Source organism: Frondihabitans sp. PAMC 28766 (assembly GCF_001577365.1).
Taxonomy (GTDB): domain Bacteria; phylum Actinomycetota; class Actinomycetes; order Actinomycetales; family Microbacteriaceae; genus Frondihabitans.
Map to the genome: position 1 here is coordinate 3,171,852 of NZ_CP014513.1, position 22,911 is coordinate 3,194,762.

General features: G+C 68.6%; 18 protein-coding genes, 1 other RNA gene and 1 pseudogene. 8 read left to right on the forward strand and 12 right to left on the reverse strand.

The genetic code is table 11. The features are described from left to right. Nucleotides 1–100: 100 nt before the first annotated feature. Nucleotides 101–1,540: a GuaB1 family IMP dehydrogenase-related protein gene (locus AX769_RS15145; RefSeq protein ID WP_066280967.1), complete on the reverse strand. Its 1,440-nt coding sequence runs from the start codon at nucleotides 1,538–1,540 to the stop codon at nucleotides 101–103. A 145-nt stretch (nucleotides 1,541–1,685) separates the two neighbouring features. On the opposite strand from AX769_RS15145, the gene AX769_RS15150 reads away from it, so the two are divergent. Then, on the forward strand, nucleotides 1,686–5,462 hold the full coding sequence (locus AX769_RS15150; protein WP_066280969.1) for a multifunctional oxoglutarate decarboxylase/oxoglutarate dehydrogenase thiamine pyrophosphate-binding subunit/dihydrolipoyllysine-residue succinyltransferase subunit: 3,777 nt from the start codon (nucleotides 1,686–1,688) through the stop codon (nucleotides 5,460–5,462). Between the two features lie 295 nt (nucleotides 5,463–5,757). On the opposite strand, the gene AX769_RS15155 is transcribed toward AX769_RS15150, so the two are convergent. Genes AX769_RS15155 through AX769_RS15165 form a run of 3 tightly spaced genes read right to left on the reverse strand, consistent with a single transcriptional unit; the run spans nucleotide 5,758 to nucleotide 7,137 of the window. Continuing rightward, nucleotides 5,758–6,198, reverse strand: a complete 441-nt coding sequence (locus tag AX769_RS15155; RefSeq protein WP_066280971.1) for a GNAT family N-acetyltransferase — start codon at nucleotides 6,196–6,198, stop codon at nucleotides 5,758–5,760. Nucleotides 6,199–6,229: 31 nt separating this feature from the next. Continuing rightward, nucleotides 6,230–6,475, reverse strand: coding sequence for an anti-sigma factor (locus tag AX769_RS15160; RefSeq protein WP_066280974.1), 246 nt, complete (start codon nucleotides 6,473–6,475; stop codon nucleotides 6,230–6,232). Then, nucleotides 6,472–7,137 (reverse strand): sigma-70 family RNA polymerase sigma factor, encoded by a 666-nt coding sequence (locus tag AX769_RS15165; protein ID WP_157887660.1) that lies wholly within the window; start codon nucleotides 7,135–7,137, stop codon nucleotides 6,472–6,474. The genes AX769_RS15160 and AX769_RS15165 overlap by 4 nt, the downstream gene beginning before the upstream one ends. Before the next feature lie 96 nt (nucleotides 7,138–7,233). Between AX769_RS15165 and aroA the strand changes: the two genes are divergently transcribed. The 3 genes and pseudogenes from aroA to AX769_RS15180 all read left to right on the forward strand — a co-directional run bounded on the left by aroA (nucleotide 7,234) and on the right by AX769_RS15180 (nucleotide 10,767). Next, nucleotides 7,234–8,667 carry a 3-phosphoshikimate 1-carboxyvinyltransferase gene (gene aroA / locus AX769_RS15170; RefSeq protein ID WP_066280977.1) on the forward strand — a complete coding sequence of 478 codons (1,434 nt, stop codon included), beginning with the start codon at nucleotides 7,234–7,236 and terminating at the stop codon, nucleotides 8,665–8,667. A gap of 32 nt (nucleotides 8,668–8,699) precedes the next feature. Further along, a complete protein-coding gene (rsgA, locus tag AX769_RS15175; RefSeq protein WP_066280979.1) occupies nucleotides 8,700–9,803 on the forward strand; it encodes a ribosome small subunit-dependent GTPase A in 1,104 nt (367 codons plus the stop codon). A 116-nt stretch (nucleotides 9,804–9,919) separates the two neighbouring features. Next, nucleotides 9,920–10,767, forward strand: a pseudogene (locus tag AX769_RS15180) (inositol monophosphatase family protein). Between the two features lie 113 nt (nucleotides 10,768–10,880). On the opposite strand, the gene AX769_RS15185 reads toward AX769_RS15180, so the two are convergent. Next, nucleotides 10,881–12,125, reverse strand: a complete 1,245-nt coding sequence (locus tag AX769_RS15185) for a permease (RefSeq protein ID WP_204249221.1) — start codon at nucleotides 12,123–12,125, stop codon at nucleotides 10,881–10,883. A gap of 159 nt (nucleotides 12,126–12,284) precedes the next feature. Here AX769_RS15185 and AX769_RS15190 point away from each other — a divergent pair, with 159 nt between their 5' ends. From AX769_RS15190 to AX769_RS15200, 3 genes are read left to right on the forward strand one after another with little or no spacing between them, the layout of a single operon-like run. Beyond that, nucleotides 12,285–12,965: a response regulator transcription factor gene (locus AX769_RS15190; RefSeq protein ID WP_066280981.1), complete on the forward strand. Its 681-nt coding sequence runs from the start codon at nucleotides 12,285–12,287 to the stop codon at nucleotides 12,963–12,965. Next, entirely contained in the window at nucleotides 12,965–14,023 is a 1,059-nt protein-coding gene (locus tag AX769_RS15195) for a sensor histidine kinase KdpD (RefSeq protein WP_066280983.1), read from the forward strand. The genes AX769_RS15190 and AX769_RS15195 overlap by 1 nt, the downstream gene beginning before the upstream one ends. Beyond that, the gene (locus AX769_RS15200) at nucleotides 14,020–14,769 is read left to right on the forward strand and encodes an ABC transporter permease (RefSeq protein WP_066280986.1); all 750 of its coding nucleotides are present in this window, start codon (nucleotides 14,020–14,022) and stop codon (nucleotides 14,767–14,769) included. The genes AX769_RS15195 and AX769_RS15200 overlap by 4 nt, the downstream gene beginning before the upstream one ends. A gap of 78 nt (nucleotides 14,770–14,847) precedes the next feature. Here the strand turns inward: AX769_RS15200 and ssrA are convergent. The 7 genes from ssrA to AX769_RS15235 all read right to left on the reverse strand — a co-directional run bounded on the left by ssrA (nucleotide 14,848) and on the right by AX769_RS15235 (nucleotide 20,657). Continuing rightward, nucleotides 14,848–15,224, reverse strand: a transfer-messenger RNA (tmRNA) gene (gene ssrA / locus AX769_RS15205). Nucleotides 15,225–15,311: 87 nt separating this feature from the next. Then, complete coding sequence (smpB, locus tag AX769_RS15210) at nucleotides 15,312–15,803, reverse strand: SsrA-binding protein SmpB (protein ID WP_066280988.1); 492 nt, start codon at nucleotides 15,801–15,803, stop codon at nucleotides 15,312–15,314. Between the two features lie 71 nt (nucleotides 15,804–15,874). Then, nucleotides 15,875–16,789, reverse strand: coding sequence for a permease-like cell division protein FtsX (ftsX, locus tag AX769_RS15215; protein ID WP_066280992.1), 915 nt, complete (start codon nucleotides 16,787–16,789; stop codon nucleotides 15,875–15,877). Next, a complete protein-coding gene (ftsE, locus tag AX769_RS15220) occupies nucleotides 16,786–17,610 on the reverse strand; it encodes a cell division ATP-binding protein FtsE (protein ID WP_082763850.1) in 825 nt (274 codons plus the stop codon). Before ftsE ends, ftsX begins: the two co-directional genes overlap by 4 nt. A 111-nt stretch (nucleotides 17,611–17,721) precedes the next feature. Beyond that, nucleotides 17,722–18,831, reverse strand: coding sequence for a peptide chain release factor 2 (gene prfB, locus AX769_RS15225; protein WP_066280995.1), 1,110 nt, complete (start codon nucleotides 18,829–18,831; stop codon nucleotides 17,722–17,724). Nucleotides 18,832–18,928: 97 nt separating this feature from the next. Beyond that, the gene (locus AX769_RS15230; protein WP_066280998.1) at nucleotides 18,929–19,510 is read right to left on the reverse strand and encodes a hypothetical protein; all 582 of its coding nucleotides are present in this window, start codon (nucleotides 19,508–19,510) and stop codon (nucleotides 18,929–18,931) included. Beyond that, complete coding sequence (locus AX769_RS15235; RefSeq protein WP_066281002.1) at nucleotides 19,479–20,657, reverse strand: cysteine desulfurase family protein; 1,179 nt, start codon at nucleotides 20,655–20,657, stop codon at nucleotides 19,479–19,481. The genes AX769_RS15230 and AX769_RS15235 overlap by 32 nt, the downstream gene beginning before the upstream one ends. Before the next feature lie 80 nt (nucleotides 20,658–20,737). On the opposite strand from AX769_RS15235, the gene glgX reads away from it, so the two are divergent. Continuing rightward, the gene (gene glgX, locus AX769_RS15240) at nucleotides 20,738–22,804 is read left to right on the forward strand and encodes a glycogen debranching protein GlgX (protein WP_066281005.1); all 2,067 of its coding nucleotides are present in this window, start codon (nucleotides 20,738–20,740) and stop codon (nucleotides 22,802–22,804) included. Nucleotides 22,805–22,911: the final 107 nt, after the last annotated feature.

Sequence of the window (22,911 nt, forward strand, 5' to 3'; positions counted from 1 at the left end):
CACAGGAGGAGGAGAGAGGTGGGCGAGACAGGTGTATGGGGAGGGTCGTCCATTGTCCGATCAGTTTACGGGCACACCCGCATGGATTCCAGAGAGGCTTCTACCAAGAGACAGGGAGCGGCTTGCCCTCCTCGTACCCGGCCGCCGACTGGATACCGACGAGGGCCCGCTCGGAGAACTCGCCCAGGCTTCGAGCCCCGGCGTAGGTGAACGAGCTGCGCACGCCCGAGGTGATCATGTCGAGCAGGTCTTCGACCGAAGGGCGCAGCGGGTCGAGATAGATCTTCGACGACGAGATGCCCTCGGCGAAGAGCGTCTTGCGGGCCAGCTCGTACGGGTCGAGGCGTTCGAAGCGGCTCTGGACGGCCTTGGTCGAGGCCATGCCCCAACTCTCTTTGTAGACCGCGCCGCCAGGATCGACCACGAGCTCGCCCGGAGCTTCGATGGTGCCGGCGAACCAGGATCCGATCATCACGCTCGCCGCCCCCGCCGCCAGAGCCAGCGCGACGTCACGGGGATAGCGCACACCGCCGTCCGCCCAGACGTGGGCGCCCAGGGCTCTGGCCGCCTCGGCGGTCTCGAGCACGGCTGAGAACTGCGGCCGGCCGACGGCCGTCATCATGCGGGTCGTGCACATGGCGCCCGGGCCGACGCCCACCTTGATGATCGTCGCGCCCGCACCCACCAGCTGACGGACGGCCTCGGCCGTGACGACGTTGCCGGCGACGATCGGGATGCCGAGCTTCAGCGACGCGACCGTCGAGACGGCTCGGATCATCGCATCCTGGTGCCCGTGGGCCGTATCGAGGACCAGGACGTCGACGCCGGCTGCGACGAGAGCCTTGGCCTTGGCAGCCACGTCGCCGTTGACGCCGAGTGCTGCGGCGACGCGCAGGCGCCCGGCCTCGTCGACCGCGGGGCGGTAGAGGTTCGAGCGCAGGGCGCCCTTGCGGCTGAGGGTGCCGATCACGTGTCCCTGGTGCAACACCGGGGCGAAGTCGAGGTCGGCGGCGACGAGCAGGTCGAAAGCGGCGCGCGGGCCGTCGATGTCGTCGGCGTCGAGCGAAGCCAGCGGCCCGTGGAGGAGGTCGCCCAGAAGCGCGTCACGAGGAGCGGTCGCCAGTCGGGTCGCCGACAGACAGCCGACGTACGTGCCGTCGGCCTCGTGCAGCACGATGCCCTGGCCCTCGACGGGCGGCAGGAGAGCGAGGGCGTGCTCGACCGTGTCACCGGGAGCCATCGTGTACGGGGTATCGTAGGCGACCGGCTGGTCTTTGACCCAGCGAATGGCCGCGTCGAGATCCTGCAGGTGCATGTCCTGGGGCAGGACGCCGAGACCGCCGCGGCGGGCGAGGGTGGCCGCGAGTCTCGGCCCCGTGACGGAGTTCATGTTGGCGGAGACGATCGGGATGGTGGCCCCGGTGCCGTCGCCCGGCGCGAGCGACACGTCGAGACGGCTCGTGACACCCGATCGGCTGGGCACGAGGAACACGTCGGAGTAGGTCAGATCGTGCGTCGGAGTGGTCTCGTAGAACCTCATGCTGACAACCTATGCCTTCCGCGAACGCGCGATCCTGTCGCGTAGTCGTCCCACATCTCCCAGCGCGAAGCGATTAGTCTTGACATGGTGTGGGCAGCGGAAGCCCATCACTGATCAACAATCAACGGAGAGTGGGCGATCGGCTGTGACTAGCCACGTGACCGGGACGACCGACGAGGGCGCAGCAGCAAGTTCTGACAGCGAGGACTGGGGAGCGAACGAGTGGCTCGTCGACGAGCTGTACGAGCAGTACGTCGTCGATAAGAACTCGGTCGACAAGTCGTGGTGGCCGATCCTCGAGAGCTACAAGCCGGCCGATGACGCGCCGGCCGCGTCCTCCACCGCTTCACCCGCAGCTGCCGCCCCGGCGCCCGCTGCGCCCGCGGCGTCGACACCTCCGACACCGGCCTCGGCCACGACCCCGACCGGCACGACCCCCGTGGTCGCCGCCCGCACGACCTCGGTCGCCCCGAAAGAGAAGCCGGTGCCCGCCGACGCACCGCAGGCCGCCGCCAAGAAGTCGGCCGAAGAGCCGACCGCCGAGCCCACGAACGTCGTGCAGCCCCTGCGCGGCATGTCGAAGAGCCTCGCGACCAACATGGACGCCAGCCTCACCGTGCCGACCGCCACGAGCGTCCGCACCGTCCCGGCCAAGCTGATGATCGACAACCGCATCGTCATCAACAACCATTTGCGTCGCGCCCGCGGCGGCAAGATCTCCTTCACCCACCTGATCGGCTGGGCCCTCGTCCAGGCCCTCAAAGAGTTCCCGAGCCAGAATGTCTTCTACGACGTCGTGGACGGCAAGCCCAGCGTCGTCACCCCGGCGCACATCAATCTCGGCCTCGCCATCGACATCCCGAAGCCCGACGGCACGCGCGCCCTCCTGGTGCCCGGCATCAAGAAGGCCGAGAGCCTCACCTTCGCGCAGTTCCTCACCGCCTACGAAGACATCGTCAAGAAGGCCCGCGCCAACAAGCTCACCGCCGACGACTTCGCCGGCAACACCATCTCGCTCACCAACCCGGGCGGCATCGGCACCGTGCACAGCGTGCCCCGCCTCATGAAAGGCGCCGGCGCGATCATCGGCGCAGGGGCCCTCGAGTACCCCGCCGAGTTCCAGGGATCCGCTCCCAAGACCCTCGTCGAGCTCGGCATCGGCAAGACGATCACGCTCACCTCGACCTACGACCACCGTGTCATCCAGGGCGCGGGCAGCGGCGAGTTCCTCAAGATCGTGCACGAGATGCTGATCGGCGAACGGGGCTTCTACGACGGCATCTTCGCGGCGCTCCGCATCCCCTATGCGCCGATCCGCTGGAACCCCGACATCAACGTCAACCTCGCCGAGCGCGTCGGCAAGACCGCCCGCGTGCAAGAGCTGATCAACAGCTTCCGCGTCCGCGGCCACCTGATGGCCGACATCGACCCGCTCGAATACCGCCAGCGCACCCACCCCGACCTCGAGATCGAGCGTCATGGCCTCACCTTCTGGGACCTCGACCGCGAATTCGTGACCGGTGGCTTCGGTGGTAAGCCAGCGATGCTGCTGCGCGACGTCCTCGGCGTCCTGCGCGACTCGTACTGCCGCACGATCGGCATCGAGTACATGCACATCCAAGATCCCGAGCAACGCCGCTGGGTGCAGGATCACGTCGAGGTGCCCTACACGAAGCCGACCCACGACGAGCAGATGCGCATCCTCGGCAAACTCAACGAGGCCGAGGCGTTCGAGACCTTCCTCCAGACGAAGTACGTCGGGCAGAAGCGCTTCAGCCTCGAGGGCGGCGAGTCGGCCATCTCCCTGCTCGACACGATCATCCAGGACGCCGCTTCGGCCGGTCTCCAAGAGGTCGCCATCGGCATGGCCCACCGCGGTCGCCTCAACGTGCTGACCAACATCGCCGGCAAGACCTACGGCCAGATCTTCCGCGAGTTCGAGGGCACCCAAGACCCGAAGACCGTTCAGGGCTCGGGCGACGTCAAGTACCACCTCGGCACCGAGGGCGAGTTCACGAGCGCCGCCGGCAAGAAGATCCCCGTCTACATCGCGGCGAACCCGTCGCATCTCGAGGCCGGCGACGGCGTGCTCGAGGGCATCGTGCGCGCCAAGCAGGATCGCGGCGCCCCGCTCGCCTACGGCGTCCTGCCCCTCCTCATCCACGGCGACGCCGCCATGGCCGGCCAGGGAATCGTGGTCGAGACCATGCAGATGTCGCAGCTCCGCGGCTACCGCGTCGGCGGCACGATCCACATCGTGATCAACAACCAGGTCGGCTTCACCACGTCGCCGAGCGAGGGGCGCACGTCGATCTACTCGACCGACGTCGCGAAGACGATCCAGGCGCCGATCTTCCACGTGAACGGCGACGACCCCGAGGCCGTCGCCCGCGTGGCCGAGCTCGCCTTCGCCTATCGCCAGGAGTTCAAGCGCGACGTCGTCATCGACCTCATCTGCTACCGCCGCCGCGGTCACAACGAGGGCGACGACCCGTCGATGACGCAGCCGCTGATGTACTCGCTGATCGACGCCAAGCGCAGTGTCCGCACGCTCTACACCGAGGCCCTCGTCGGCCGTGGCGACATCACCGACGAAGAGTACGAGCAGGCGCACCGCGACTTCCAGGACCGCCTCGAGCGGGCTTTCGCCGAGACGCACGCCGCACAGACCGGCTCGATTCCCGTCATCACCGACGACGGCGGCGCCGTGGCCGACCTCGAGCGGCCCGCCGCCCAGCAGGACGACTCGTCGGCATCCGACACGTTCGACACCGCGGTCGACGAGAGCCTGATCCACGCCATCGGCGACGCTTTCGACAACCCGCCCGCCGGCTTCACGGTGCACCCCAAGCTCATGCAGCTGCTCAAGAAGCGTGCTGAGATGAGCCGAACCGGCCAGATCGACTGGGCGTTCGGCGAGTTGCTCGCGCTGGGCTCCGTGCTCACCGAGGGCACCCCGGTGCGCTTCGCCGGGCAGGACTCGAGGCGGGGCACCTTCGTGCAGCGCCACGCCGTCCTCCACGACAAAGAGAACGACCAGGAGTGGATCCCCCTCCAGAACGTCACCGACAACCAGGCGAAGCTCTGGATCTACGACTCGCTGCTGAGCGAATACGCGGCCATGGGCTTCGAGTACGGCTACTCGGTCGAGCGCGCCGATGCTCTCGTGCTCTGGGAGGCGCAGTTCGGCGACTTCGCCAACGGCGCCCAGACGATCATCGACGAGTTCGTGTCGAGCGCCGAGCAGAAGTGGGGTCAGCGGTCGAGCGTCGTGCTGCTGCTGCCGCACGGCTACGAAGGCCAGGGCCCCGACCACTCGTCGGCCCGGATCGAGCGCTACCTGCAGCTCTGCGCCGAGAACAACATGACCGTGGCTCGCCCGTCGACCCCGGCGTCGTACTTCCACCTGCTGCGCCGCCAGGCCTACGCCCGGCCTCGTCGCCCGCTGATCGTCTTCACACCGAAGGCGATGCTGCGTCTCCGCGGGGCCACGAGCGACGTGAGCGACTTCACGTCGGGTAGGTTCGAGCCGGTGCTCGACTGCACGCGCGTGCAGAACCCCGAGGCCACCAAGCGCATCGTGCTGCACTCCGGCAAGGTGCACTACGACCTGCAGGCCGAGCTCGACAAGCGCGGGATCACCGACGAGATCGCTCTCGTCCGGCTCGAGCAGCTCTACCCGCTGCCCACCGCCGAGGTGAAGGCCGTCCTTGACCGCTACCCGAACGCCGAGCTGCTCTGGGCTCAGGAGGAGCCCGAGAACCAGGGTGCCTGGCCGTTCGTCGCACTCGAGCTGGCACCGGCGCTCGGCCGTACCATCACGGTCGCGTCGCGCCCCGCCTCGGCGTCCCCGGCCGCCGGCTCCTCCAAGAAGAGTGCTGCTCAGCTCACCGACCTGGTCGACCGCGCCCTGACCCTCTAGCCCCGCCCCCCACCCATTTTACCTATAGGTAAGCCCTCTCAGCATAGTTATTTCTGTGCGGGAGGGCTTTACCCATAGGTAAAACGGGCGCGGGCCGGGTCCCGTTCTACCTATAGGTAAGCCCTCTCCGCATAGTTACTTCTGTGCGGGAGGGCTTCACCCATAGGTAAAACGGGCGCGGGCCGGGTCCCGTTCTACCTATAGGTAAGCCCTCTCCGCATAGTTACTTCTGTGCGGGAGGGCTTCACCCATAGGTAAAACGGGCGGGCGGGACGGCGGGAGGGGACGGAAGGGGTCAGGCGATCTTGCTGTAGGCGCTGCCGGCGGCGTGGTAGCCGCGCTTCTGGTAGAAGCGATGGGCGGTCTCACGGGCTGCAGCCGAGACCGCAGCAAGAGTCGCAGCGTCGTGCGCTCGCGCCCAGGCCTCGAAGTGGCCGAGCAGTTGAGAGCCGACCCCGTCGCGGCGGGTGTCTTCGCGCACCACGAGCAACATCAGCTGCGCAGCCGGGCGGTCGGAGTTGTAGGCCCAGAGCACATGGCCTCCCGCGACCCCCGAGATCCTGCCGTCGGCGTCGCGCACGACCCACGTCTCGTACCCTGCCGCCGGATCGAGACGACCGAGGCGCGTCGCCATCTGGTCGGCATCGAGTGCATAGCCGAGAAGTCCGAGCAGGTGCACGAGGTCGGAGAGGTCGTCGGGTGTCGCCGGGCCCAGAGGCTCCACGGTGGCAGTCATGCTGCGACGCTACCGCACAACCCCGTGGCCGTCAGCGGTGCGTGGCCTGCAGATCGCGGAGCTTCGTCAGCACTTGCACGCGCAGGTCTTCGGGCGCCGTCTCGCGGCAGGCGCGCTGAACAGCCTCGGTCATGACCACGTTGACGTGGAACTCGCTCGAGCAGTCGGCGCAGCCCGCCATGTGCTCACGGATGTCTTGCGCGTCGTCGCGGGCCAGCTCGTTGTGCAGGTACTCTTCGAGCTCGGCCTTGGCTTTGTCGCAGCCGCAGTCGGTCATTTCTTGCTGCCCTTCGTGGTCGGTGCGGGCACGGCGATGCCGCGTTCGCGTGCATAGTCGCCGAGCAGGTCGCGAAGCAGGCGACGCCCTCGGTGAAGTCGGCTCATCACGGTGCCGACCGGAGTCTTCATGATGTCGGCGATCTCCTGATACGAGAAACCCTCGACGTCGGCCAGGTAGACAGCCAGGCGGAAGTCTTCGGGCACCTTCTGCAGCGCGTCTTTGACGGCGCTGTCGGGAAGGTGGTCGATGGCTTCGGCCTCGGCCGAGCGAGACGTCGTGGTGAGCGTCGCACTGGTGGCACCGCCCATCTGCCAGTCTTCGAGCTCGTCGATCGTGCCCTGGTAGGGGTCGCGCTGCTTCTTGCGGTAGGTGTTGATGAACGTGTTGGTCAGGATGCGATACAGCCAGGCCTTCAGGTTCGTGCCCTGCGTGAACTGCGCGAAGGCGGCGAACGCCTTGACGTACGTCTCTTGCACCAGGTCGGCGGCGTCGGCCGGATTGCGCGTCATACGCATGCCCGCGGCGTAGAGCTGGTCCATGAACGGCAGCGCCTGCTCTTCGAAGAGCGCTCGCACTTCAGTCGCCTCCGCGGCTTTGGCCTCGGGGGTCGTCTCGGTCGGCGTCAGGTCGTCGGGCGCTGCATCAGTGGGGGTGCTCATCAGCACCGATTCTAGTTGAGCGAGAGTCGGAGCCGGTCGTGTCATCACAGCTGCCACGGGTCCTCCTGGATAGGCGTGCATTACCCTTGACAACCGATGCAGGTATTCAGGTATTCCGACCCCGAGTTCAGCCCCTACGACGACGGCGGCGGCGGCGAGACCGTCAAGAAGGCCACTGTCGACGAGGGCTTCTGGGTCGCGCCCAGCGCCAGCGGCACGGTCACGGCGACGGTGTCGCTGCCAGGATCGAAATCGCTCACCAATCGCGAGCTCGTCCTGGCCGCTCTGGCCGACTCCCCCTCCCTGCTGCGCCTGCCGTTGCACTCGCGTGACAGCGCCCTCATGGTCGAGGCGCTGAAGAGCGTCGGCACGACGATCGACGAGGTGCCGAACGGCAGCGCATTCGGCCCCGACCTCCTCGTCACCCCGGGTGAGCTGACCGGCGGGACGTCGGTCGATTGCGGCCTCGCCGGCACGGTCATGCGCTTCATGCCGCCCCTGGCCGCCTTGGCCCGGGGGCCGGTCACGTTCGACGGCGACGTGAACGCCCGCCGCCGCCCGATGAAGACCACCATCGAGTCGCTTCGCGCTCTCGGCGTCGATGTCTCGGACGACGGCCGCGGCACTCTGCCGTTCAGCCTCTACGGCACCGGGGCGATCGAGGGCGGCGAGATCAGCATCGACGCGTCCGCCTCCAGCCAGTTCGTCTCGGGTCTGCTGCTGGCCGCGCCGCGGTTCACCGCGGGCTTGGTTCTCCGCCACACCGGCGAGACGCTGCCGAGCCTGCCGCACATCGAGATGACCATCGACGCACTGGCCGAGCGCGGGGTGACCGTCGACTCGTCCGAGCCCGGTGTCTGGGCCGTTCCCCCGTCGGTGATCCTGGGCCGCGATGTCACGATCGAGCCCGACCTCTCGAACGCCGCTCCCTTCCTCATCGCAGCCCTCGTCGCCGGTGGCCGGGTGTCGGTGCCGCACTGGCCGGCCGAGACCACCCAGGTCGGCGGCGATCTCGAAGACCTGTTGCCGCTCTGGGGCGCAACCGTCACCCGTGAGGGCCACACGCTCACCGTCGACTGCGGTGCGGGTCTCATCGGCGGCGGATCGTTGCCCGGCGTCGACCTCGATCTCTCACGCGGTGGGGAGCTCGCGCCCGCGCTCGTCGCTCTCGCGGCGCTGGCGTCGGAGCCCAGCACGATCACGGGTATCGGCCACCTGCGCGGCCACGAGACCGATCGCCTCAAGGCTCTCGCCGATGACATCAACGCACTCGGCGGCGCCGTCACCGAGCTGGAGGACGGTCTGCACATCGAGCCCTCACCGCTGCACGCCGGCCAGTGGCGCACCTACGAAGACCACCGCATGGCCCATGCCGCCGCGATCATCGGGCTCGCCGTGCCGAACGTCGAACTCGACGACGTGCGCGTCGTGTCGAAGACGCTGCCGCAGTTCGTCGAGCTGTGGACGGCGATGCTCGGACGCACCGTGAGCGTGAGCCCGGCCGACACGAGCCTGCTCGGGTTCTTGTAGGCGCCGGTGCTGTTGGTGGAGGGCCCGGCCACATGAGCTGGTGGGACGACGGTTCAGATACGGGCGACGACGAGGGCGAGTACTCCGAGTACGACGAGTCGTCGGTGCGCGTCAGGCCGAACCCAAAGGGCAACCGGCCCCGCACGAAGCAGCGCCCGGCCTACTCGGAGGCCGAAGAGGGCGTGGTCTGGACCGTCGACCGCGGCCGCTACGGCGTGCTGATGGACGCCGGCACCCCCGACGAGCGCGAGATCACGACGACCCGCGCCCGCGAACTCGGCAAGAAGTCGGTCGTCACCGGCGACCGGGTCGACCTCGTCGGCGACACGAGCGGCGACGAGGGCTCGCTCGCTCGGATCGTCCGAGTGCACGAGCGGTCCACGCTCCTGCGGCGGAGCGCCGACGACTCCGACGCCGTCGAGCGCGTGATCGTCGCGAACGCCGACCAGATGCTGATCGTCGTGGCCGCGGCCGACCCGGAGCCGAGACCGCGACTCGTGGACCGCTACATGGTGGCGGCCTTCGATGCCGGAGTCGAGCCGATCCTGGTGATCACCAAGACCGACCTGGCCGACCCTGCGCCGTTCGCGGCCCACTTCTCGTGTCTGGATCTGCGCATCCTGACGTCGTCGTCGGCGCGGTTCTCCGAGGAGGAGCTGGCGGGGCTGCGCGCCGTGCTCGACGATCACGTCACGGTGACCGTGGGCCACTCGGGCGTCGGCAAGTCGACCCTCGTCAACGCGCTGACCGGGTCGAACCGCGCCGTCGGCGTCGTCAACACCGTCACGGGGCGTGGGCGTCACACGTCGTCGTCCACGGTCTCGTTCAAGGTGCCGTCGGGCGGCTGGATCATCGACACGCCGGGCGTGCGGTCGTTCGGGCTCGGGCACGTCGACCCCGAGAACATCCTGCGGTCGTTCGCCTCGCACGCCATCCTGCCCGCCTCGCCATCCGAGCGCGAGGCAGCCGGCGTGCCCGCTTCATACAAGGCCCCCGCGGGCATCCCGCTGACCGAGGCGCACGACTGGGAGATCGTCGACCGCGTCGAAGACGGCGAGCTGGGCACGATCGGGCGCGAGCGGCTCGAGTCGCTGCTGTCGCTGATCGAGTCGAAGGGCGGGGCCGTCACCGGCTGAGCCGTCGGCCCTCGCCCGTTGCCTGCGCCGCGAGATCGCAGGTCATCCTGCCTCTCGTCACTCCGAGCGGCCGAAGCGCGACTTCGGCGCCACCCGAGGCTCGATACGCTGGCGGGGTGACTTCCACGCCTGCAGACAGCCCCGTGACCGGCCACGCCGACGACCTCGCGCTGGCCCTCCGGCTCGCCGACGAGGCCGACGCGATCAGCCTCGCGCGCTACCGGGCGGCCGACCTCGACGTGTCGCTCAAGGCCGATCACACGCACGTGACCGACGCCGACCGGGCAGTCGAGGGCAGGATCCGCGCGGTCCTCGCATCCGAGCGCCCGACCGACGCCTTCTTCGGCGAGGAGTCGGGCAAGTCCGGCTCACTTGAAGAGGGCGTCACCGCCCAGCCGCAGCGCCAGTGGATCGTCGACCCGATCGACGGCACCGCCAACTTCATGCGCGGCGTGCCCGTGTGGGCGACGCTCATCGCTCTCGTCGTCGACGGTGTCCCGGTGGTCGGCGTCGTGAGCGCCCCGGCTCTTCAGAGGCGCTGGTGGGCGACGTCCGGCGGCGGCGCGTTCGCGCTCGAGGCAGGATCGGGCACGGAGCCCCGCCGACTGCACGTCTCCGCGGTCGCGACCCTGGCCGAGGCCAGCCTCAGCTACAGCGGCCTGCAGTATTGGATGGAGGCCGGGCGCACCGAGCAGCTGCTGTCGCTCGCGCGGCAGGTGTGGCGCACCCGGGCGTACGGGGATTTCTGGTCGTACATGCTGGTCGCCGAGGGGGCGATCGACATCTCGGGCGAGTTCGACCTTCAGCCGTACGACATGGCGGCGCTGTACCCGATCGTCATCGAGGCCGGGGGCTCTTTCGGCGGCATCGACGGCGGGACGGGATCTGGCACGGGTCCGCCCTGGCGACCAATGGCATCCTGCACCCCGCTGTAGTCGAGGCGATCGCTCTCCCCCACACCTGAGGCTCGCCGGCGGTCGTCGGTGCGGAGAGGGCGAAGACGCATGGCCGGGGCCGACTCGCGATGCGATTGCGCCCTTTCGACGTCAGCCGGCCGGAGCCAGCCCGGCAGACGGGCTAGTGATGGTGGCCGGCGTGATCGTGCGGGGTCTCGTCCGCCTTCGGCTCGTCGTGCGACACACCCCCGTGTTCGTGCCCCATCTCCCCGTGATCGTGCCCCGCGTCCGGCGCCCCGCCCATCATCGACAGCATCGACCAGCTGCCCGAGCGCACGAAGACGATCAGCAGCAGCGCCCCGATCACGAGGAAGCCGATGTCGAGCCAGGTGGTGTAGTTCCACGAGACGCCGGCGTCGACGATCGTGACGTCGCGCTCGCGCGGCACGAGGTGCAGCGGGGTGAAGACGATCTCGACGAGGTAGCCGGCCACGACCATCGCGCCGTAGAAGATCGCCGTGATGCGGAAGGCCGCGCGCCCGCCGTAGTACCGACGGTAGATGATGATGATCGGCACGATGATGAGGTCGGCGAAGATGAAGCTGATCACACCGCCGAACGAGATGCCGCCGTTCCAGAGCACCGCGGCCAGCGGCACGTTGCCGACCGAGCAGACGAAGCTGACGGCGGCCAGGATCGGCCCGACCAGCGGCCCGATCACGAACGCCACGCCGGGGTCGTGCACGGCGAACACGGTCTGGAGCCACACCTTCGGCACCCACGCGTCGAAGCAGCCGGCGATCAGCAGCCCGATCACGATGTCGCGCAGCACCGAGGCCCAGTCCATGACGAAGTACTGCGACGTCGACACGATTCCCGGCCTCGAGAAGAGTCGTCGCCAGAAGCCCTGGTCGCCTCCGACCGACATGTCCATGCCCGCGTGGCCCTCCATCGATCCTGGGAGGCCGCGATCGGCCTGCTCGCGTGCGGACTCGGCGACCTTGCCGCGCATCCAGAGACGGAAGCCGAGGGCGACCAGCAGGATCATGAGCGGCCCGCCCACGAACTCGGCGACCGTGAACTGCCAGCCGAGCACGAACGCGAGGATGAGCCCGAGCTCGACGACGAGGTTGGTCGAGGCGATCTCGAAGGCCATCGCCGACGAGAACGACGCGCCCTTGCGGAAGAGCGCGCGGGCGAGCGCGACGGCAGCGTAGCTGCACGACGAGGACAGTGCACCGAGGCCGGTGGCCACCGAGAGCGCCCGCGGCGAGTCGTCGTTCAGCAGCTTCGTGATGCGCTCGGTGCGGACCACCGCCTGAATGACGCCCGAGAGGGTGAAGCCGAGGATCAGGGGCCACAGGATCTCCCACCCCATCGATCCGGCCGCCACCAGTGCGCGTAGCGCTGCGTCGAGGACGAACACGCCCACCTCCTGATGTCTCGGAACTCGAGCGCAAGTGCGACGAGATACCCCCGAGGGTATACCCGCCAGAAGGAGCCGTCGCGGTCTTGGCCCATTCTGGGCGCGCACCGGGCACACTTACCTCGATGTCGTCCCTCTCCGCTCCGCTAGCCTCGCACCATGGGCGTTGAACATTCCTTCGCGCAGCGGCCTCGTCTCCTCCTGATCGAAGACGACCCTGCGCTCGGCCCTCTCATCGAAGAGGTGCTCGCCGAGGTCTACGACGTGACGCGTCACGTCGACGGGAGGGACGGCCTCGTCGCAGGCCTCGACGGTGACTTCGACGTGCTGGTGATCGACCGCCGGCTGCCCTCCATCGACGGGCTCGGCATCGTCGAGCGCCTCCGTCGCGGCCGGGTCACGTCGCCCATCCTGATGCTGACGGCCCTCGGCACGGTCGGCGACCGCGTCGACGGCCTCGACGCCGGGGCGGACGACTATCTCGTCAAGCCGTTCGAGTTCGACGAGCTGCTGGCGCGCCTGCGAGCCCTCACCCGCACGTTCAGCGCATCAGGCGTCTGGATCCAGATCGGCGGCTGGCGCTTCGCCCCCGACGAGCACGTGCTCTCGTCGCCCTACGGCGACCACATCGTGCTCACCGAGCGCGAGTCCGACCTGCTCGGGGTGCTCGCCCGCGAGCCCGACCGCACCTTCTCGCGCGAACACCTCCTGCGGGTCGCCTTCCCCGCCGGTGAGAAACCCGGCACGGTCGACACCTACGTGCACTATCTGCGCCGCAAGACCGACAGAGAGGTCGTGCTGACCATCCGCAATCGGGGTTACCGACTGGGCACCCTGTGATGGCCGTCGTTCGACGCCGAGGGCCGTCGCTCCGGCACGGCCAGGGAACGCAGGATCAGGATGCGCTGGCCACCCGTGCCGCCTCCCGGTCGATCGGCTGGCAGATCATGCTCGCCTCCGCGGTGCTCGTGCTCGGCATCGTGGTCATCGCCATCGTCTTCCTGCTGCACCAGGCGCAGCCGCGCGAGCAGATCGACAACGACCACAGCACAGGCCCGCACGTCTACGTCGATTCGACCGACGTGCTGCAGGCGCTCGTGATCCTCGGCATCGGCGCCGTGGTCTTCGCCGGGCTCGTGAGCTGGATCATCGCGCGGCGGGCGGTGAAGCCCCTCGGCACCGCGCTTCGGCTGCAGCACCAGTTCGTGGCGGATGCGAGCCACGAGCTGCGCACACCACTGGCTGTGCTCGATGCGCGACTGCAGGTGCTCGAGAGGCGTCTCGGGGCGGTGAGCCCTCCTGACCGTGACGCCACGATGGCAACGGTCGCCGAGTTGCGGGCCGACTCCAAAGCCCTGGTCGACATCGTCAACGACCTGCTGCTCGCAGCCGGCGGCCCGGTCACGACGTCGGGAGCCGTCGAAGCCCTCCCGATCGTCGAGGAGGCCGTCGCGTCGCTGACGATCCTCTCGTCCGAACGCGGCGTCACCCTCGACTTCGAGGCGCAGGATGCCACGCGCCTGTCGGTGCCCCCGACCAGCCTCCGGCGCTGCGTGATCGCCCTCGTCGACAACGCCATCGGGCACTCGCCCCGGGGCGGCACCGTTCGCATCACGGCGGGGGCCCATGGCCCGCGCTTCGTCCTGAGCGTCGCCGACGAGGGGCCCGGAATCACCGGCATCGAGCCGAACCGCGTGTTCGAGAGGTTCGCCCACTCCGACCCGTCGATGACGGCCGACGACGAGCCGGGCTCCGCCCTACCGATGCGCCCGAGCTTCGGCATCGGCCTCGCGCTGGTGAAAGACATCGCCGACCGCCAGGGCGGCAACGTGCGCGTCGACTCGACCTCGACCGAGGGCACCACGATGGTGCTCGAACTCCCGGTAGCTCGCGCGTGACGCTCGGCTCGACCGGAATCGCAGTGGCGGCTCTCGTGGTGCTGACGGGCGCCATCGTCTTCTCGCTGCGACTGGAGCACCCCTGGTTGCAGCCGTGGGCCATCGTACGGGCCGCGGTGCAGCTGGGCATTCTGAGCCTGATCCTCGTGGGCGTGATCCAGAGCCCGGTATGGGTGGCGCTCTTCCTCACCGCGATGGTCCTGGCAGCAAGTTGGACGGTCTACACGCGGCTGAAGCTCGAGCGACGGGCGCTGCCCTTCCTGGTGCTCACCGTGGTCGTGTCGGCGGGTGTGCCGGTCGTGATCGTCTTCGCGTTGGGCGCGGTCGACCTGAGCCCGCGCTACGCGCTCGCGCTCGGCGGCATCATCGTCGGCAACGTGATGACGGTGACGACGCTGATGGGGCGACTGCTCGGCAGCCAGCTGCTGTCGGGGCGAGACGAGGTCGAGGGCTGGCTCGCCCTCGGGGCGACGCCGCGGCAGGCGGCTCAGGGCGTCGTGCGTTCGGCCTCGTCGTCGGCGATCATCCCGTCGACCGACCAGACGCGCACCACGGGCATCGTGACGCTGCCGGGGGCCTTCGTCGGCGCGGTCTTCGGGGGTGCGTCGCCGTTGGGCGCCGCGGAGTTCCAGATGGTGGTGCTCGCGTCGATCCTGGCGGCCGGGGCCATCGCGATCACTGCCATGACCTGGCGGTACGGCGCGCCGACACAGTTGCCGACCGAGCCGGCCCCCCTCGGCCGCTGACGGAAGCCCACAGTCGCCCGAAGGAGCGCTGGCGGCGGGGACGCCAGCGAAGAGACACAGTGGCACGACAGAGGCCGATGGTGGAGATGGGGGGAATTGAACCCCCGTCCATCGCTGAGATTGAACGCATTCTACGGGCGTAGCCGGATGAGTCGTTCTACTCGGCCCCCACCTTTGCTACCGGCATCTAGGTGGACGGGCCCAGTCACAGTGCAAGTCCCGAACGGCCCTGTGGCGCAACCGTTCAGCAAGCCCTCTAGCTGACGTCAGGGTCCGGATAGAGAGCAGTCTCCGGTCTGACGGACTTATGTGGCTCTACTGCTTACGCAGCGAGAGCGAAGTCAGTGCGCGATTTATTGGCACTTATTGTTTTCCAGAGATCGTTTACGAGATAACCCTGGATCCTCGGCCCGCTTCTCGTTCGCATACAGGCGATGTCGAAACCGATCATCCCCCTGAGTGGGCCTCTGTCGTGCTCTGTGCAGTTGTGAAGCGGCTCTCGCCGCCATTCGTGCCGCGCTGACGCGGCCTTCTATCGTAGCTCAGTCGCCGAGGTTGCGTCGAGCCGACATCGCCCGATCCGCCTCGCGCTTGTCGGTGCGCTCGCGCAGCGTCTGGCGCTTGTCGTACTCTTTCTTGCCCTTTGCCACCGCGAGCTCGACCTTCGCCCGCCCGTCGCTGAAGTAGATGCGCATCGGCACGAGGGTGTAGCCGCCCTCTTTGGTCTTGTGACTGATCTTGATGATCTGCTCTTTGTGCAGCAGCAGCTTGCGCTTGCGACGCGGCGAGTGGTTGTTCCAGGTTCCCTCGGTGTATTCGGGGATGTGCACCGCGTCGAGCCAGATCTCGCCGCCGTCGACGAAGCCGTACCCGTCGACGAGCGACGCCCGACCCTGGCGCAGGGCCTTGACCTCGGTGCCCGTGAGCACGATGCCGGCCTCGTAGGTGTCGTCGATGAGGTAGTCGAAGCGGGCACGCCGATTCGTGGCGACGACTTTCTCGCCCTTGTCTCGATCTGAGGTGCCCTTCGGCATGGCTCGCTCCTGTTGCTCCGTGCTGATGATTGCCGCCCTGTCCAGGGCAGCCCTCCAGTATACGGGGCGGATCAGACCTTCAGGTAGCGCCGGATCGCCACGTTCGCCGAGAGCGCGGCCAGCACGGCCCCGATCACGATCAGAAGCGGCACCACGAACACTGTCGCGCTCATCCCGACGAACGGCGTCGAGTTGAACGACACCGCCAGGTAGTCGCGCACGAAGAACTTCACGATGAGGTAGATCGCGCCTCCCGCGAGAACCGATCCCACGAGCGCGGCGATCACCCCCTCGAGGATGAACGGCGTCTGGATGAACCGGTTCGACGCGCCGACGAGTCTCATGATGCCCAACTCGCGCCGCCGGCTGAACGCCGACAATCGGATGGTCGTGGCGATCAGCAGCACCGCGGCGATGAGCATCAGGACGGCTATGCCGATGGCCGTATAACTGGCCGCGTTGAGCACCGCGAAGATCGGCGCCAGATAGCCCCTCTGGTCGACCACGCTCTGCACGCCGGCCTGATTCGACATGCTCTCGATCAGCACATCCGACTGCGAAGGGTTCTTGAGGTTCACCCAGAACGTCTCGTTGAGGTACGACGGCTGGACGAACTCGGTGGCCGGGCTGTTCGCGAACTGCTTCTTGAACTGGTCGTAGGCCTGCGTCTGGTTCTGGAAGTAGAACTTCTTGATGTACGGCTTGAGCGTCGTCGACTCGAGCTGCGCCTTGACCTGCGCCTCTTGGTCGGTCGTGGCCTTCGCGCCCGTGCAATTGCCGGTCGTGTCGGTATCGGTGCAGAGGTAGACGGCGACCTGCGCCTTGTCGTACCAGTAGCCCTTCATCTGGTTTATCTGCATCTGCATGAGCACCGCGACGCCGACGAAGGTCAGCGAGATGAAGGTGACGAGCACGACGGAGATCACCATCGAAAGGTTGCGACGGAGGCCTGAGCCGACCTCGCTGAAGACGAGCCCGAGCCTCATTTGTCGGCTCCCCAGGTGGGGACGGCCTGCGCCGAGACCGACGAGGTGTCGAGCTGCGGGGCGGGCACCGACTGGGTCGGGACGCCCTGCGTGACAGGAGCCGAGGCATCCTGCCCCACCTGCTGGATGGGCACCGCCTGCGTCTGGTAGCCGCCCGAGCGCTCGTCGCGCACGATCGTCCCGCCCGAGAGCTCGATCACGCGCCGCTGCATCTGGTCGACGATGCCCGCGTCGTGGGTGGCCATGAGCACGGTGGTGCCCGACGCGTTGATGCGGTCGAGCAGCGTCATGATGCCGGCGCTGGTCGAGGGGTCGAGGTTACCGGTGGGCTCGTCGGCCAGCAGGATCGCGGGGCGGTTGACGATTGCACGGGCAATCGCGACACGCTGCTGCTCACCACCCGACAGCTCGTGCGGCAGGCGCTGCGCCTTACCGGCCAGGCCGACCATCTTGAGCACGTCTGGCACCGCCTCTTGGATGTAGCCGCGGCTCTTGCCGATCACCTGCAGGGTGAAGGCGACGTTGTCGAAGACGGACTTCTGCGGCAGCAGCCGGAAATCTTGGAAGACGACGCCGAGGTTGCGGCGGAAGTAGGGCACCTTGCGGCTCGAAAGGGTGCCGAGCCGCTGGCCCAGCACGTGGATCTGCCCCTTGGAGGGCTTCTCTTCTTTCAGAACGAGGCGCAGGAAGCTCGACTTGCCGGACCCGGAGGCGCCGACGAGGAAGACGAACTCACCCTTGAGGATTTCAAGGGTGATCCCGTTGAGTGCCGGGCGGGGGTTGCCGGCATAGAACTTGGAGACCTCATCAAAGCGAATCATGACGGGGCAAGACTAGGCAGTGATCGCTCGTTTCGGCAGGAGGCGCGCCTCTCGGGCGAGCCTCGCAATCACCTGAGTGCGGGCCGAACGCGGGCCCCACACCGGGCGCCGTCATTCGTCGTCGGACCGCTTGCGCCAGCGGATGCCCGCCGAGATGAACCCGTCGAGGTCGCCGTCGAAGACGTTCGACGGGTTGTTGACCTCGTACTCGCTGCGGAGGTCTTTGACCATCTGGTACGGCGCGAGCACATACGAGCGGATCTGGTCGCCCCAGCTCGCGGTGATGTTGCCCGCGAGCTCTTTCTTCTTCGCGTTCTCGGCCTCCTTCTGCAGCAGCAGGAGGCGAGACTGCAGCACCCGCATTGCGGCGGCGCGGTTCTGGATCTGGCTCTTCTCGTTCTGCATCGAGACGACGGTGCCGGTCGGGAGGTGGGTGATGCGCACCGCGGAATCGGTCGTGTTGACCGACTGGCCACCGGGCCCCGACGAACGGAAGACGTCGACCCGGATGTCGTTCTCGGGGATCTCGATCGACTCGGTCTCCTCCATCAGCGGGATGACCTCGACCGCGGCGAAGCTGGTCTGGCGCTTGCCCGCAGCGCCGAAGGGCGACATGCGGACGAGCCGGTGAGTGCCGGCCTCGACGCTGAGCGTGCCGAAGGCGTAGGGCGCGTCGACCTCGAACGTGGCCGACTTGATACCGGCCTCTTCGGCGTAGCTGGTGTCCATCACCGTGGTCTTGAAGCCGTGCTGCTCGGCGTACCGGAGGTACATGCGCAGCAGCATCTCGGCGAAGTCCGCCGCGTCGACGCCGCCGGCGCCCGAACGGATGGTGATGACGGCGGGGCGCGGGTCGTACTCGCCGTCGAGCAGGGTCTGGATCTCGAGGGTGTCCATCATCGACTGGATGCTCTTCAGCTCGGCCTCGGCCTCGTCGGCCGACTCCTGGTCGTCGCCCTCGTTCGCCAGCTCGACGAGCACCTCGAGGTCGTCGAGCCGCTGACCGGTGTTCGTGATCTTGTCGAGCTCGGACTTGCGGTGGCTGAGATCGCTCGTCACGCGCTGGGCGTTGTCGGTGTCGTTCCAGAGGGCAGGATCCGACGCCTCCTGCTCGAGAGACGCGATCTCGGTCTCGAGGCGGTCGACTCCGATCACGGCGGAGATGTCGGCGAAGGTGGAGCGGAGGGCCGCGATCCGGTCGGAGAAGTCGAGCTCGATCATGGTTATCAATCTACCGGTGCTGCGCTTCGCGGCCGGGCGGCACGAGCCGCCTGACATGAAAAGCGAGTCCACCGGGGCGGCCCGACGCCACCCGGGCTCAACGGAGGACGCCCGCGTCGCGCAGCGCGAGCTCGGCCAGCAGCCGCTGCTCGAGGGCGTCGCCGGCGCTCCACGACGCTATGGGGTTCGGTGTCATCCGCATCAGCTCGGCGGTGTCGCCGGCCACGAGGGCTCTGAAGGCGAGCAGCTGCAGGCCGCCGTCGCTCTTCGAGAGCCTGCGGGCCTCAGCGGCGCCCCGGGCGAAACGCACCCGGCGCACGAGCCAGAAGCGCAGGATCACGAGGCTGGGCACGATGGCGAGGATCAGGCCGGCCGCCAGCGCCAGGTGACCGATGAGATCCTGCTGCTGCCTGCCGGCGTCGGCGAGGGCGGTGCCCGCACCCCCGGCATTCTCGAGAGGTGCACTCGCCGCGCCGCCGATCAGCGGGACCTTGCCGAGAGCGTTCGCCGCCCCGTCGAGCCGGTCGTGGAGCGATGTGCCGGCGCCCTCGACGGAGCGGCCGACGTCGGCGAGAGCCCGGATGAGGCCGGCGACGACCACCCCGATGGCGACCGGGTGTCGGCGACCGGGTGTCAGCGACCGGCGGTCAGCGACCGAGCTGCGGGGCGCGGTCGGCATAGCCCGCCGTCGTGGCCCGCGCGACGGCCCCGGGCAGCGCGGCGAGGAAGGCGTCGACGTCGGCCTCGGTGGTCGAGTGACCGACCGTGATGCGGAGGGCGCCGCGCGCCTCGTCGTCGTCGAGCCCCATGGCGAGCAGCACATGCGACGCCTCGGGGATGCCGGCCTGGCAGGCCGAGCCGGTCGAGACGCTGACACCCGCGGCGTCGAGCAGGAAGAGCAGCGAGTCGCCCTCGCAGCCAGGGAAGGTGAAGTGCGCGTTGCCCGGCAGCCGATCGACCGGGTCGCCGCGCAGGATCGCCGAGGGCACGGCCTCCTGCACCCCCCTGATCACCCGGTCGCGCAGGCGTGCATACGACAGGGCGTGCGTCGGCTCGGCCACCTCCGCAGCCGCCACTGCGAAGGCGACCGCGGCCGGGGCATCCTGCGTGCCCGATCGCACCTGGCGCTGCTGCCCGCCGCCGTGGATGAGAGGGACGACCGTCGTGGAGCGCGAGAGGACGAGCGCGCCGATGCCGATGGGGCCGCCGATCTTGTGCGCCGACACGCTGAGCGCGTCGAGCCCGGACGAGCGGAAGCCGAGGGGCACCTGCCCGTAGGCCGCAACCGCGTCGGAGTGCACCGGCACGCCGTGCTGCTTCGCCAGGGCGACGATCTCGGCCACGGGCTCGATCGTGCCGACCTCGTTGTTCGCCCAGAGGAAGCTGACCAGCGCCACATCGTCGTGGGCGTCGAACGCCGCCGCCAGGGCCGAGACGTCTATGCGACCGCGCTCGTCGAGCGGGATCCACTCGACAACGGCCCCCTCGTAGCGCTCGAGCCACTCGACGGTGTCGACCGTCGCGTGGTGCTCACCGCCGGGCACCAGGATGCGAGGCCTCGGCCGGTCGCTCTGCCTCGCCCACCACAGCCCCTTGATCGCGAGGTTGACAGCCTCGGTGCCGCCCGAAGTGAAGACGACCTCGATCGGGTCGCAGCCGAGCGAGGCCGCCACTGTCTCGCGGGCTTCTTCGAGCACGCGCTTGGCGTGCTGGCCGTCGCTGTGGATCGACGACGGGTTGCCGACCGTCGCGAGGGACGTCGTGTACGCGTCGATGGCCCGAGGCAGCATGGGCGTGGTCGCCGCGTGGTCGAGATAGACCGCCATCGCTGTGCCTCCAGCCCAGATTTCACGGGTGTTTCGGATGTCGTAAATCGGACACCGTCGCTGTTACTACTCTAGAACGCGTGTCTGACGTCGACCTCCAGAGCGAAGCTCCCGCCCTCGTCGACCCGCTGCGCGACCTCGGCGTGCAGCACGGGCCCGACGGGCCGACGCTTCGCATCTGGTCGAGTGCGGCCACCTCGATCGACCTCGTGATCGACGACGCACCCTCCGAGCGCGTCGTGCCGTTGATGCGCGACGCCCACGACGTGTGGACGGGCTCCGACCCGCGACTTGTGCCGGGCCGCCGCTACTGGCTGCGGGCCGATGGCGAGCCGCTCTCCGACGAGGGCGTCGTGACGCCGTTCGACGCGAACGTCGACCTGCTCGACCCGTACGCGCGGGGCCTCGCCCGCACGGGCAGCGGCGGCTGGCGCGGCGTCGTCATCGACGACTCGTTCGACTGGGGCGGCGTCGGCAAACCGCACACCCCGCTCGATCACACGGTCGTGTACGAGGCGCACGTGCGCGGTCTCACGCGGCTCGCGCCGAACGTGCCCGACGACCTCCGCGGCACCTACGCAGGGCTCGCCCACGACAGCACCATCGCCCACCTGAAACACCTCGGCATCACGGCGATTCAGCTGCTGCCGGTGCACCAGCACGTCGACGAGCAGCGGCTCGTGGCGCAGGGGCTCGAAAACTATTGGGGCTACAACACGCTGTCGTACTTCGCACCCCACGCCGGGTATGCATCGCGCGATGCGCAGCTGGGCGGTCCGTCGGCGATCCTCCGCGAGTTCAAGGGAATGGTGCGGCTGCTGCACGCCGCGGGCATCGAAGTCTGGCTCGACGTCGTCTACAACCACACCGCGGAGGAGGGCGAGGACGGCGGCCCCGTGACGAGTCTTCGGGGCCTCGACGGCAGCTACTACCGCCACGACGACCTCGGGCACCCGATCGACGTCACCGGCTGCGGCAACACGGTCGACACGTCGACGCCCGCGGGCGCGCGCCTCGTGCTCGACTCGCTGCGCTACTGGGCGAACGACGTGCAGATCGACGGGTTCCGCTTCGACCTCGCCGCGACCCTCGGCCGCGGCCCCGATGCGGTGTTCTCGCAGGACGACCCGCTGCTGGCGGCGATCCGCGACGACGACGCGCTCACGGGCGTCAAGCTCATCGCCGAGCCCTGGGACGTCGGTCTCGGCGGGTGGCAGACGGGCAACTTCCCTGCGGGCTGGAGCGAGTGGAACGACCGCTTCCGCAACCGGGCCCGCGACTTCTGGCTGCGCGACATCGCCGACGCCCGCGTCGGCGGCACCGCCCCCAACGGCCTCGGAAGCTTCGCCTCGAAGTTCTCGGGCTCGAGCAACATCTACACGCGCGAGCGGGGGCCCCTCGCGGGCGTCAACTTCGTGACGGCCCACGACGGCTTCACGCTTGCCGACCTCGTCTCGTACGACGCCAAGCACAACCTGCGGAACGGCGAGGACAACCGCGACGGCACGGACGACAACCGCTCGTTCAACCACGGCGCCGAGGGGCCGACCGACAACCCATGGATCCTGGACGCCCGTCAGCGCGCGTCGCGCAATCTGCTCGCGACTCTCTTCCTCTCGGCAGGCGTGCCCATGCTGACGGCGGGCGACGAGATCGGCCGCACTCAGCGGGGCAACAACAACGGCTACTGCAGCGACGACGAGACGTCATGGGTCGACTGGCAGCTGGACGACGAGAAGGCCGCGCTGCTCGCCGACGCCAAGGCACTGATCCGTCACCGCCGTCAGAACCCGGCGCTGCGGCCCAGCCGGTTCGGGGCGGAGGGAACGGTCACGCTCTCGGCCACCGACATGAGCTGGTACGCCGCCGACGGGGCGCCCATGCCCGACGACGCATGGAACGATCCGCACCGCCGCACCCTGCTCTACCTGGCCGCGTCGACCCCCGAGATCGAGGAGTTCAACCGGGTGCTCGTGGTCGTGCACGGTTCGGAGTCGGGCGTCACGGTCACGCTGCCCGACCACGAGGGCGTCACCGCCTACGAGCCGCTGTGGACGAGCGGCGACGCCTTCGAGGTGGCGCCTCGAGCGCCCGGTGACCAGTACGACGTGCTCGGGCCGACGGTGACGCTCTGGAAGGCGTCGTGACGGCATCCCCAAGAACCCCGGCGACTGCGGCCGTCGCCCGATCCTGACGCTTTCCGGCCCCTCGGCTGAGCGCGGGGGTACAGCGTCGGTGGCGCCGCGTACCGTGT